Source organism: Rhizobacter sp. P3_B12 (genome assembly GCF_056402895.1).
In genome coordinates, this window is the sequence record NZ_JBFUGN010000085.1 from 1 (window position 1) to 12,585 (window position 12,585).

A 12,585-nucleotide genomic window follows, 5' to 3' on the forward strand; every position below is an offset into this window, starting at 1 on the left:
GGCGTGGCCGGCCGTGCCGGCCACGGCCGCCAGCGCGGCAGCGGCGATCAGGAGAGTGCGTCGGATCATTTGGCAGTGCGCGCTTGCTCGAGCGCGGTGTCGATGTCGAGGAATTTCCAGAACTCGCGGACGAACGGGTTGCGGCGGTAGCCCAGCACCCACGGGTGCATCAGGTCGGTGGCGATGCGGTGCGCGCTGATCTTGTACGGCAGGTAGGCCACCATCAGCTTGCTCGCGTCGCGCAGCACCGCCTCGCGCTCCGGGCCGTCGGGCATCCGGCCCTGCTTCTCGAACAGCGCATTGAAGGCCGGCAGGTCGAAGCGCGAGTGGTTGGCGCCGCCCTTGTTCGGGCCGTACGCGAGCGCGAGGAAGGTGTCGGCATCCGGCGTCGTCGCGCTCCAGGCCACGCCCCACATCATCAGCTTGCCGGCGCGCGAGGACTTCAGGTTCTCCGGCCACTTCGCGGTCCTGAAGACCATGCGGATGTTGACCGCGCGCATGCTCTTGTCCCACAGCTCGACGAGCTGGCGGCTCAGTTGGTCGGRCTGCGTCGAGTACTCGATGACGAGCGGGCTGCCGTCGGGCAGGTCGCGCCAGCCGTCGCCGTCGCGGTCGACATACCCGTAGGTGTCGAGCAGCGCGCGCGCCCGGTCGGGGTCGTAGTCGCTCATCTCGGTCTTGACCGTCGGGTCGTAGCCGTACACGGCGGGGGCGATCGCGGTCTGTGCCGGAATCGCCTGGTTCTTGCGCGCGATCTGCAGCTCGGCCGGCGCGTTGTAGGCCAGCGAGATCGCGCGCCGCAGCGCCACCTTCTCGGGCGTGTAGCCGCCGACCACCGGGTTCTCGTGGTTGAAGAAGCCAGCGATCACCGCATCGACCAGCGGCGCCTGGTCCATCTGGATGCCCTGCTTCGCGAGGTTGGGCGCGATCCGGTTGCGCGGGATCGCGATGCCCGAGAACTCGGCCGGCAGCCGGTCGAGGAAATCGCTCTGGCGGTTCAGGAAGCTCAGCCAGCGCGGCTGCGTCTCCTCGATGATCGAGATCTCGACGCGGTCGAGCATCGGGATGCGCTTGCCCTTCATCGCGCGCGCGATGGCCTGCGAACGCGGGTCGTCGGCGGGCGCCTCCTCGTCGTAGAACCGTTCGCGGTAGCCGGGGTTGCGCTCCAGCACGATCAGCGAGCTGCGGCGCCAGTCGGCCAGCCGGAACGGGCCGGTGCCCACCGGGTGCGCCATGATCGCCGTGCCGTACAACTCCACCACCTCGCGCGCCATCGCGCCGAAGGCGCCGGCGTCGGTCATGATCTGCTGGTGGAAGCGCGGCGACGGCTCGGCCAGCCTGACCTGGAAGGTGTAGCGGTCGAGCGCGCGCAGGCCGTCGACCTCGCGGTCGTACGGGAACGGCTGCTTCGAAGCGATCACCTGCTGTCGCAACTCCGACAGCCCGAGCAGCTTCGCGTTCTCGAGCAGGTACAGGTTGGGGCTCTTCCACTGCGGGTCGTAGTGGCGCTTCAGCGTGTAGACGTAGTCCTGCGCGACCAGCTCGCGGCGCTGGCCCTTGAAGGCCGGGTCGTCCTGGAAGTACGTGCCGGGCTTCAGGCGGAACGTGAAGGTCTTGAAGTCGTCGCTGATCTCCGGCAGCGCCGCCGCGGTGTTCGGCTTCATGCGGACCGGCCGYGCGAGGTAGTCGAAGGTCAGCGGGGTCTCGAAGATGCCGGCGGTGACGGTGCGCGAATAGAGATCGCTCAGCTGCACCGGGTCGAAGCCGGTCTCGGCGACCGGGAAGGCATACCTCAACACTTTCAGCGGCGCCGCGGGCTGCGCGGCGGGCGCCGGTGGCGCTGCCGAACAGCAGAGGGCGAAGAAGGCGAGCAGCCCGGCTGCACCGCGTCGGATCATGGTCACGGACTCCTGGTGGGAGGGCACGCTGCCGGCGCTCGTGGCGCGGCGGCATGCCGGAGGCGCGAAGTCTAGGGCCTGCCCGGGGCGGGTGTCCTCCGGGCTTGCCCCGGCCTGCGCGCGGAACTTTCCGCACCGGCATGCAAGTTGCGTGCGCTGCGAAGTTCCTGAGGGCAAACGCGGGGCAGGGGGCTTCGGGCCGGGCCTTAGACTCGCGCCTGCCCAGATTCCGGCACGCGCCGCCCCCCGACCCGGGCCGGCGGGGCGGGCCGGTCCTCTTTTCTCGACCCGAGACGCTCACGACAACATGGCGGCCTACCTGATACGGCGCCTGTGGCAAATGATCCCGACCTTGATCGGGGTGGTGCTGCTGGTGTTCTTCCTCTTCAAGTACTTCGGCGGCGACCCCGCCGAAATCCTCGGTGGCCTGAACGCCACCCCGCAGCAGGTGGATGCGATCCGCGAGCAGCTCGGGCTGAACAAGCCGGTGTGGCAGCAGCTGCTGATCTACTTCCGCAGCATCGTGACGCTGGACTGGGGCCACAGCTGGGCCACGCAGGAATCCGTCAGCAACATCTTCGCGACCCGCGCGCCGGCCACGCTGACGGTGATGCTGCCTATCCTCGCGCTCGACACGCTGCTCGCGCTGCCGATCGCGATGTGGGTGGCCTACCGCCGCGGCTCGCTGGCCGACCGCAGCATCATGGTGATCTCCACCATCGCGCTGTCGGTCTCGTTCCTGGTCTACATCATCGTCGGCCAGTACGTGTTCGGCTTCCAGCTCGGCTGGTTCCCGGTGCAGGGCTGGAGCGACAGCACCTGGACCAACCTCGTGACCTACGTGCCGCTGCCGGTGCTGCTGGCGCTGCTGGTGGGTATCGCGCCGCAGACGCGGCTGTACCGCACCTTCTTCCTCGACGAGCTCGGCCACGACTACGTGCGCACCGCGCGTGCCAAGGGCATGACCGAGCGCACGGTGCTGTTCAAGCACGTGCTGCGCAACGCGATGATCCCGATCGTGACAAACATCGCGCTGGCGCTGCCGGGCGTGTTCGTCGGCTCGTTCCTGATCGAGGTGTTCTTCTCGATCCCGGGCCTGGGCCGCGAGATCATCCTCGCGGTGAACCGCAGCGACTACCCGGTGATCCAGGCCGTCACCGTCTACCTGGCGATGCTGACGATGCTGGTGAACCTGGGCGCGGACATCCTCTACAAGCTGATCGATCCCCGGGTGGTCCTCAAATGAGCGCGGTGCTTTCTCCTGCAGGGCTGCCTGCACGGCAATCGATGGGCGTCTGGCAGGCCGCCTGGAAGCGGCTGCGGGCGGACCGCGTCGGCATGGTGTCGATGGTGGTGGTGGCGGCGTTCGCGCTGCTGGTGCTGCTGGGCTCGGTCGGGCTGCTGGCGCGCGGCTGGCAGAAGGAAGTGGGCGTGCCGAACGCGCCGCCCACCTTCATGGGGCCGGCCGCCGCCGTGGAGCAGAGCGCGATCCCGGTGCCGAAGGGGCCGAACGTCGACCTCTCGGCGGTCGACCCGCTGGCCCCGCGCTACAAGGAGTGGGACGAGCGCGCCGCCAAGTTCAAGACCGAGGACAGCGTCAAGCGCGAGACGCTGCCGTTCGGCGGCGACCGCATCGGGCGCGACGTGCTGACCAAGGCGCTGAAGGGCACGCAGACCTCGGTGTTCGTCGGCCTGCTCGCGGCCATCGTGGCCAGCGTGATCGGCACGCTGCTGGGCGCGCTGGCCGGCTTCTTCGGCGGCAGGATGGGCGACTTCCTCGAGTGGCTGTACAGCGTGTTCACGTCGATCCCGGACATCCTGCTGATCCTGTCGTTCGCGGTGATCTTCGGGCGCGGCATCGGCAGCGTGGCCATCATCCTCGCGCTGGTCGGCTGGACCGGCATGTACCGGCAGGTGCGGGCCGAGTTCCTGAAGCACTCGGTGCGCGAGTACGTGCGCTCGGCCGAGGCGATCGGTGCGTCGGCGGCGTCGCGCATGTTCCGGCACATCCTGCCGAACATCAGCCACGTGATCCTGGTGCGCATGTCGCTGCTGGTGGTGGGCTTCATCAAGTTCGAGGTGATCCTGTCGTACCTGGGGCTGGGCGTCGGCGTCGACGACGTGTCGTGGGGCACGATGCTGGCCGAGGCGCAGAGCGAGCTGATCCTCGGCTACTGGTGGCAGCTGGTGGCGGCGACCGCGTTCATGGCGGTGTTCGTGACGGCGTTCTCGCTGTTCGCCGATGCGTTGCGCGATGCGCTGGATCCGAAGCTGCGGGGACTGGAATGAGCCTGTTGACGATCAAGGACCTGCGCGTGTCGTTCCGCGTGGGCAACGAGGGCGGGGTGGTGCACCGGACCCAGGCCGTGGGCCGCGAGATCGACGGGCAGTCGGTGGGCGTGAGCTTCGACGTGCCGGAGAACACCACGGTGGCGCTGGTCGGTGAATCGGGCTCGGGCAAGAGCGTGACCGCGATGTCGATCCTGAACCTGCTGCCGAGCAATGCCGAGCGGCAGGGCGCGATCGGCTTCCTGGGCCGCGACCTGCTGGCCGCGACGCTGCCCGAGCTGCAGGCGCTGCGCGGCAAGGACATCGCCTGCGTGTTCCAGGACCCGATGAGCTCGCTGAACCCGGTGTTCACCGTCGGGCAGCAGCTGGTGGAGCCGCTGGTGCGCCACCTGGGCCTGACGCGCCGGCAGGCGCTGGCGCGCGCCGAGGCGCTGCTGGTCGAGGTGGGGCTGCCGGAGCCGAAGCGGCGGCTGGCGGCCTACCCGCATGAACTGTCGGGCGGACAGCAGCAGCGCGTGATGATCGCGATGGCGCTGTCGTGCGAGCCGAAGCTGCTGATCGCCGACGAGCCGACGACGGCGCTCGACGTGACGATCCAGCGCCAGATCCTGGAGCTGCTCGCGAAGCTGAAGACGCAGCACCGCATGAGCATGCTGTTCATCACGCACGACCTGGGCGTGGTCGGCGAGATTGCCGACCAGGTGGTGGTGATGCGCCAGGGCACGGTGCGCGAGCAGGGGCCGGTGGCCGGCATCTTCAGCGCGCCGCACGACCCGTACACGAAGGCGCTGCTGGCCTGCCGGCCGACGCTGGAACAGCGCGGTGCGCGGCTGATGGTGATCGACGACCACATCGCCGGCCGCGCGGCGGCGGCGGCGCCGGCACCGAAGGATGCATTGGCGCCGATCGTGATCGATGCGAGCAACCTGACGAAGAGCTTCTGGCTGCGCAGCGGCGTGTTCGGCCGCAAGGAATTCCAGGCGGTGAAGGGCGCGAGCTTCACGCTGCGGCGCGGGCACACGCTGGGCGTGGTCGGCGAATCGGGCTCCGGCAAGACGACGATGGGGCTGACGCTGCTGCGCCTGCACGAGGTGAACGGCGGGCCGGTCGGCGGCAAGGTGATGTTCGACGGCCAGGACCTGCTGGCGCTGAGCCGGCGCGAGCTGCTGCCGATGCGCCGGCGCATCCAGGTGGTGTTCCAGAACCCGTATGCGTCGCTGAACCCGCGCTTCACGATCGGGCAGACGCTGACCGAGCCGATGGCGATCCACGGCATCGGGGCCGACGGCGCAGTGCGCGAGCAGCGCGCGCGGGCGCTGCTGGACAAGGTCGGGCTCGACGACAGCGCGATGCACAAGTACCCGCACGAGTTCTCCGGCGGCCAGCGCCAGCGCGTGGCGATCGCGCGCTGCCTGACGCTGGACCCGGAGGTGCTGGTGCTCGACGAGGCGGTCAGCGCGCTCGACGTGTCGGTGCAGGCGCAGGTGCTGAACCTGCTGAAGGACCTGCAGGACGAGCTGGGCCTCGCCTACATCTTCATCAGCCACGACCTGGCGGTAGTGCGCTTCATGGCCGACGAGGTGCTGGTGATGAAGGACGGCGAGGTCGTCGAGCAGGCGAGCGTCGCGCAGATCCTGGAGCAGCCGCAGCAGGAGTACACGAAGCGCTTGCTGGGGGCGATACCGCGCGGCTACAGGGCCGCGAGCGCGGCGTAGCCGCTGATCACCGGTAGCGCTTCACGATCGCCTGGTAGGACCCGTCCGCCCTCATCTGATCGATGGCGTCGGCGATCCTCCTGGCGATCTCCTTCGGGAAACCGTGGGACGCGGCGACCCAGGACACCTTGACCGGCCCCAGGCGGGGGCCGTACTTCAGTTCGGCAGGGTCGAAGCCGGCCTGCCGGTACACACCGTGCGCCATCAGGTCGGTCGTCATCCAGGCGCCGATGCGTCCCAGCTTCAGTTTCCGGGCATTCGTCAGGTCGTCGTCGGTCTCCTCGACATACGGCAACCCCGCATGGTCCGCCTCGTCCTTGAAACTGGTGCCGCGGACATAGCCCACGACCAGCGCCCGCGCCTCTTCGATGGAAGCGGGCGGACTGGCCAGGGTCACGAAGACCGTATGGAATTCCAGCACCGGTGCAACCCATTGATACTGGGCTTCCCGGCCGGGCGTGCGGGTGAACGGAATGATCAGCACGTCGTTCCTGGCCTGGGTTTCCAGTTGCGCCCGCTGCCACGGCAGGAAACTGAACTCCGGTGAAATGCCCGCCCGCCTGCAGGCCTCGCGGACGACCTCCAGCACGACGCCGCCCGGCTGCCCTCCCGCCTGGGTCGTCAGCGGCGGGAACTCTGCAGCCACCACCTTGATGGCTTGCCCGGCCGCGCCGGACGGCAAGAGCAGCGATGCCAGCAGCGCCAGTACGCCAAGGCCCTGGAGGGTCATTCTTCGCATGCGGGAACTCCTCTCGCGCTACCGGGCCGTCAGAGTGACGGCGAGTCCGCTTGTCGGCGCGCTCGGCATTGTCTTAACATCGAAACGTATACACCATTTCGGTCCTCCGCAGGCAGCGCGCTTCATGCGCCGGGGGTCGTGCGAAGCGCGTTGGAGCAACCGACATGCCGTTGCGATTCCGGGTGATCCCGCGGGCCGGCAGCTTGCACAGCAAGCTGATGCTGGCACTGGCGATCCTGGTCGCGCTGGTGGCGCTCGCTGCAGCCTATGTGCTGATCGAACGCGAGCGGGAGCGTCGAATCCTGGAGCTGGAGAGCCGGGCCGCGCGCATCGCCGAGCTGTACAGCCGCTCGCTGGCCTACCCCCTCTGGAACGTCGACCATGCCGCGATCGACAGCCAGCTCGCAGCGCTGGCCCCCAATCCGGAGGTCGCCCAGTTCAGCGTCACGACGGTCGGCGACGGCATGGTGTCCGCGGTCACCCGGATCCAGGCGCGGGATCTGGTCAACCCGATCGTGCGCGTGCAGTCGATCGAGTACGCGCCACCCGGCGGAGCCCGGCAGAAGATCGGAGAAGTCCGTGTCGTGCTGACGCGCGCGGTGGTCGAGGCGGCCATCGGCACGGCCCGCCGGACCATTCTTGCGCTGGTCGCCGCGATCGTGGCCGTGCTGTATGCCGCGACCTTCCTGCTGCTCAGGCGCATGGTGAGCGCGCCCATCCATCGCCTGGAGGCGACGGTGGATCGAATCGCCATCGGTGACATGGACGCGCGCTGTGCGGTCGAATCGAGCGACGAACTGGGCCGGCTGGCCCTGCGCGTCAACGCGATGGCGGATCGGCTGCGCGACTCCGCCCGGCAATTGCGCGACAGCGAAGCGACCTACCGGGGGATCTTCGAGAACTCGTTGGAGGGCATCTTCCACCTGGACCGGTCGGGGGGCCTGCATGACGCCAACACGGCGCTGGCACGGCTGATGGGCTACGCCACGCCCGCCGAGCTGATGGCGGCGGTGAACGGYGATGGCCACGACGGCGCGCCGCCCGGTCGCCGGCCCCTGTTCACGCCGGATCGGACGGCCTCGCTGTTCGCCGCACTCGAACGGGACGGCGAGATCGCCGGCATGGAACTGCAACTGGCGCGTGCCGACGGCAGCCCGGTCTGGGTCCAGCTCAACGCGTGGCAGCAAGGCGGCGGGGCGGCCGGATTCCATGGGCTGGTCAGCGACATCACGTCGCGCAAGCGCACGCTGGAGGACTTGCGCAGCCATCGCGACCACCTGGAGGAGGCGGTGCGCGAGCGCACCGCGGAACTGGATGAAGCGATGAAGCGGGCCGAGGTCGCGAACCAGGCCAAGAGCGAATTCCTTGCCAACATGAGCCACGAGATCCGCACGCCGATGAACGTGATCCTCGGCATGTCGCGCCTGGCGCTGCAAGGCGACCTCGATCCGCAGCAGCACAACTACATGCGCAAGGTGCACCGATCCGCCGAATCGCTGCTGCGCATCATCAACGACATCCTCGACTTCTCGAAGATCGAAGCCGGCAAGCTCGACATGGAGGTCCTGACCTTCGACCTCGGCAACGTGATGGACGACCTCGCGAACCTGGTCGGCCTGAACGCCGAGGAGAAGGGCCTGGAACTGGTGTTCGCGTTGCCGCAGGACCTGCCCGGCACCCTGGTGGGCGATCCCTGGCGGCTGGGGCAGGTGCTGATCAACCTGGGCAACAACGCGGTCAAGTTCACCGAACGGGGCGAGGTCATCGTGGCCGTCGAGGTGCTCGCGCGCGATGCGGCCTCGGTGCGGCTGGGCTTCGAGGTACGCGACACCGGCATCGGCATCGCGCCCGAGGAGCAGCAGCGGCTCTTCAAGCCGTTCTCGCAGGCCGACTCATCGACGAGCCGCCGCTTCGGCGGCACCGGGCTGGGCCTCGCGATCAGCCACCACCTGGTGCACATGATGGAAGGAGAGCTCGGGGTCGACAGCACACCCGGGCGCGGCAGCCGGTTCCACTTCAGTGCGCGCTTCGGCCTCGGGCCTGAACCTGCCACCCACGACGCGGCTTTGCCGGACGGCGGCCTGCAGGGTGTCCGGATGCTCGTCGTCGACGACAACGGCGCCGCGCGCGAGATCCTGGTGCACATGGCCGGCGCGCTCGGGCTGCGTGCGTCGGCCGCGCGCGGGGGCCGCGAGGCCATCGACGCGGTCGCGGCGGCGGATGCGCGCGGGGAGCCCTTCGACATGCTCCTGCTCGACTGGAAGATGCCGGGCATGAACGGGGTCGACTGTGCCAGGCAGGTGGCACGCATGCCGCTGGCGCACCCGCCGCCCACCCTGCTGATGGTCACCGCCTTCTCCCGCGATGAAATGGCGCGCGTCCTGGCGACCGAGCGGCTCGGCGTGGCGGCGACGCTGACCAAGCCGGTCACGCCTTCGACGCTGCTGGACGCCTGCCTGCAAGTGAGGGGCACGCCGCGGCCGCGTGCCCTGCGAAGCGGGCTGCGCGATGAAGCGCTGCAGGGCCACTGCGCCGCCCTGGCCGGCGTGCGCGTGCTGCTGGTCGAGGACAACCCGTTCAACCAGGAGCTGGCGAGTGAGCTGCTGGGCCGTGCGCGGATCGAGGTCCTGGTGGCCAGCAACGGCCGCGAAGCCATCGGGATGCTGGCGCGCGAGCGCTTCGACGCGGTGCTGATGGACTGCCAGATGCCGGTGATGGACGGCTATGCGGCCACGCGCGAATTGCGCAGCGACCCGGCGTGGCGTGACCTGCCGATCATCGCGATGACGGCCAACGCGATGGTCGGCGACCGCGAGAAGGTGCTGGCCGCCGGGATGAACGACCACATCGCCAAGCCGATCAACGTGGGTGAGATGTTCGCCACGCTGGCGCGCTGGATCCGGCCTGGCGTTGCCGGGGCAGGCAACGGTTTCCCTGGCATCGAGAGCGCCGCCGCGCTGGCCGGGATGATGGGCGACGAGCAACTCTATCGGCGCCTGCTGGGCAAGTTCAGGGATCGGGAAGCCGGCTTTGCGGCCCGTTTCGGTGCCGCCCGTGCGGCGCTCGACATGACCACGGCCACGCGCCTGGCCCACGACCTGAAGAGCGTGTCCGGCAGCCTGGGGGCGACGGCCGTGTGCGAGGTCGCGGCGGAGTTGGAGCATGCCTGCTCCAACGGTGCAGGGCCGGCGGACATCGACGCGCTGCTCGCGGCGGTGGTCGAGCGTCTCGACCCGGTGCTCGCCGGCTTGCGCTCGCTCGAGGCGCGAGCCTCCCCGTAGTGCCGACAGGCCCTAGAACCGCACGCGCAACCCGGCCGCGACGCTGGTGCCGTTCTCGGCATTCGTCAGCCGGTCGCTCATCACCACCGCATACGCATCGGTCAGCTTCGACAGCGCATGGTCGTAGCCGAGCGTGACGGTGCGGTTCTTCACCTCGCCCGGGTTGAAGTCGGCATTCGCCTGGCCGTACTGCGCCACCACCTTGCCGAGCGCGCCCACCGGCACCGCGACACCGAGCCCGTAGATCGTCGACTTCGTGTCGAGCGTGGCCCGCGTCTTCACGCGCGTGGCCTGTGCATACAGCTTGGCGACGCTGAAGTCGTACGAGCCGCCGAATTGCAGCGTCTCCTGGCGCTCGAAGCCGGCCGGCACCGCGACCAGGCCGTTCTTCACCTGCTGGTAGGCGATCGTCGCGCCCCAGGTGTCGGTCAGCAGCACCCAGTTGCCGCCGATGTTGCGGCCGGTCGCGCCGGGCGCGCCTTCGCCCAGGTTGGCGATCAGGCCGACGTTGTAGCCCTCGGTGTTCGAGGTGTTGTAGAGCAGCGAGTTGTTCCAGGCCGTGTCGCCCTGGAAGGCCAGGCCGGTGCTCGGCGCGAACACCTGGCGGATGCTCGGCGAGAAGCCGAACGAATCGCCGATCGCGTTGAACGACAGCGTCGAGACGAACAGCGGCGTCGTGTTGCGCCCGAGCGTGCTGGTGCCGAAATCGCCCTGGAAGCCGACGTAGGCATTGCGCCCCCAGAACGCCTCGCCGCTGGCACGGCCCGCCGCGCCGGTGTCGGCGCGCAGGTAGTGCTCGAGCGCGAACTTCAGCTTCAGCGTGCCGCCGAGGTCCTCGGTGCCCTTGAACCCAAGGAAACTGCTGGTCATCTTGCCGCTCTCGGAGCGCAGCGTGCGCTGCGTGCCGGCATCCTGGAAGCGGCCGGCCGACATGTCGAGCAGCCCGTACAGCGTGACGGACGACGCCGGCGATGACGCGGTTTGTTGTGCGGAAGCGGCTGCAGGCAGCGTGAGGACGACCGCGGCAGCGGCCAGGCAGGACAGACGACGGTTCATGCAGCGGAACTCCGGCAGGGACGTGGGGTGGATTCGGAAAAAGGCCCGTCAGGATAAACCCGGACGCGTGTGCGGCCGGTCACACCCCGTTTCGTTGACGCCACATCGCCCCGCCCGCGGCCGGCCCAGAATGGGGACCGACACCGGAGCACCCGATCCATGGACTTGACCGTCAACGGCCAGACCCTGCCCCTGCCGCCCGAGGCCGTGGAGCCCGGCATGCCCTTGCTGTGGGTGCTGCGCGACGTGCTGATGCTCACCGGCACCAAGTTCGGCTGCGGCGTCGCGGCCTGCGGTGCCTGCACGGTGCACGTGGATGGCCAGGCGGTGCGCTCGTGCGTGACGCCGCTCTCGGCCGCGCAGGGCAAGCCGGTGCGCACCATCGAGGCGCTGGGCGCGCCCGGCCGGCCCCACGCGCTGCAGCAGGCGTGGATCGCCCACCAGGTGCCGCAATGCGGCTACTGCCAGAGCGGCATGCTGATGGCCGCGGCCGACCTGCTCGCGAAGAACCCGTCGCCCACCGATGCCGACATCGATGCGGCCATCACCAACCTGTGCCGTTGCGGCACCTACCCGCGCATCCGCGACGCGATCAAGGGTGCGGCCGCCGCGCTGCGCGGCGACGCCCCCCGGCAGGACAAGGGCAACGAGGCGCGCGCATGAAGYGGCGCAGCCTGCTGCTGAGCGCGCTGGCCGGCGGCGGCGCGCTGCTGGTCGGCTGGAGCGCGCTGCCGCCGCGCAGCCGCATCGGCACCTCGCACCCGCTGCCCGATGCCGACGGCAGCGTGACGCTGAACGGCTGGATCCGCATCGAGCCCGACGGCCAGGTGCAGCTCGCGATGGCGCGCAGCGAGATGGGCCAGGGCGTGCACACCGCGCTCGCGATGCTGGTGGCCGACGAGCTCGACACGCCGCTCGCGCGCGTGAAGCTGGTGCAGGCGGCGCCGCAATCGCTCTACGGCAACGTCGCGATGTTCGTGGGCGCGCTGCCCTTCCATCCCGACGACACCGAGCCCGGCCGCGAGACCGCGACCGTCAAGGCGGGCCAGTGGATGGTCAGCAAGTTCGCGCGCGAGCTGGGGGTCAGCGTGACCGGCGGCTCGTCGAGCGTCGCCGACGCGTGGGACGTGCTGCGCCTGGCGGCGGCCACCGCGCGCGCGCAGCTGCTGGGTGCGGCGTCGCTGCAATGGAAGCTGCCGCGTGCCGAGCTGCAGGTGCATGGCGGCATCGTCAGCCATGTGTCGGGCCCGCATGCGCATTTCGGCGAGCTCGCGAGGCTGGCCGCGGCGACGCCGATCGGCGACGTGCGCACCAAGGATCCGAAGGACTGGACGCTGATCGGCACGCCCGCGCCGCGCACCGACCTGGCCGCCAAGGTCGACGGCAGCGCGCGCTTCGGCCTCGACACGCGCCAGCCGGGCCAGCTCTACGCGGTGGTGCGCCACTGCCCGATGCTCGGCGGCAGCCCGCAGCGCGTGAAGGTCGAGGCGGCGATGCAGCTGCCCGGCGTGCAGCGCGTGGTGCGGCTCGGGCCGTATGCCGGCTCGACCGCGGCGGTGGCGGTCGTCGGCCGCAGCACCTGGCATGCGCAGCGCGGCGCGCAGGCG

9 protein-coding genes are annotated in these 12,585 nt (G+C 69.7%); 6 read left to right on the top strand and 3 right to left on the bottom strand.

Translation table 11 applies throughout. From position 1 onward, the window contains the following. Nucleotides 1-65 precede the first annotated feature (65 nt). Nucleotides 66-1,898, bottom strand: a complete 1,833-nt coding sequence (locus AC1D01_RS07445) for an ABC transporter substrate-binding protein (RefSeq protein WP_477865421.1) — start codon at nt 1,896-1,898, stop codon at nt 66-68. Between the two features lie 307 nt (nt 1,899-2,205). Here AC1D01_RS07445 and AC1D01_RS07450 point away from each other — a divergent pair, with 307 nt between their 5' ends. From AC1D01_RS07450 to AC1D01_RS07460, 3 genes are read left to right on the top strand one after another with little or no spacing between them, the layout of a single operon-like run. Beyond that, the gene (locus AC1D01_RS07450; protein ID WP_477865422.1) at nt 2,206-3,144 is read left to right on the top strand and encodes an ABC transporter permease; all 939 of its coding nucleotides are present in this window, start codon (nt 2,206-2,208) and stop codon (nt 3,142-3,144) included. Then, nucleotides 3,141-4,187: an ABC transporter permease gene (locus AC1D01_RS07455; protein ID WP_047501633.1), complete on the top strand. Its 1,047-nt coding sequence runs from the start codon at nt 3,141-3,143 to the stop codon at nt 4,185-4,187. The genes AC1D01_RS07450 and AC1D01_RS07455 overlap by 4 nt, the downstream gene beginning before the upstream one ends. After that, nucleotides 4,184-5,902 carry an ABC transporter ATP-binding protein gene (locus AC1D01_RS07460; RefSeq protein ID WP_477865423.1) on the top strand — a complete coding sequence of 573 codons (1,719 nt, stop codon included), beginning with the start codon at nt 4,184-4,186 and terminating at the stop codon, nt 5,900-5,902. The genes AC1D01_RS07455 and AC1D01_RS07460 overlap by 4 nt, the downstream gene beginning before the upstream one ends. A 7-nt stretch (nt 5,903-5,909) precedes the next feature. Here the strand turns inward: AC1D01_RS07460 and AC1D01_RS07465 are convergent, their stop codons facing one another. Then, nucleotides 5,910-6,641, bottom strand: a complete 732-nt coding sequence (locus tag AC1D01_RS07465) for a substrate-binding periplasmic protein (protein ID WP_477865424.1) — start codon at nt 6,639-6,641, stop codon at nt 5,910-5,912. 164 nt (nt 6,642-6,805) lie between these two features. On the opposite strand from AC1D01_RS07465, the gene AC1D01_RS07470 reads away from it, so the two are divergent. Beyond that, nucleotides 6,806-9,922, top strand: a complete 3,117-nt coding sequence (locus tag AC1D01_RS07470; protein ID WP_477865425.1) for a hybrid sensor histidine kinase/response regulator — start codon at nt 6,806-6,808, stop codon at nt 9,920-9,922. Between the two features lie 12 nt (nt 9,923-9,934). Here the strand turns inward: AC1D01_RS07470 and AC1D01_RS07475 are convergent, their stop codons facing one another. Continuing rightward, nucleotides 9,935-10,978, bottom strand: coding sequence for a porin (locus AC1D01_RS07475; protein ID WP_477865426.1), 1,044 nt, complete (start codon nt 10,976-10,978; stop codon nt 9,935-9,937). A 159-nt stretch (nt 10,979-11,137) separates the two neighbouring features. Between AC1D01_RS07475 and AC1D01_RS07480 the strand changes: the two genes are divergently transcribed. Together AC1D01_RS07480 and AC1D01_RS07485 are read left to right on the top strand one after the other, a co-directional pair. Next, complete coding sequence (locus AC1D01_RS07480; protein ID WP_477865427.1) at nt 11,138-11,641, top strand: (2Fe-2S)-binding protein; 504 nt, start codon at nt 11,138-11,140, stop codon at nt 11,639-11,641. After that, the coding region (locus tag AC1D01_RS07485; RefSeq protein ID WP_477865428.1) for a molybdopterin cofactor-binding domain-containing protein at nt 11,638-12,585 on the top strand (948 nt) is incomplete at its 3' end. The genes AC1D01_RS07480 and AC1D01_RS07485, both read left to right, overlap by 4 nt.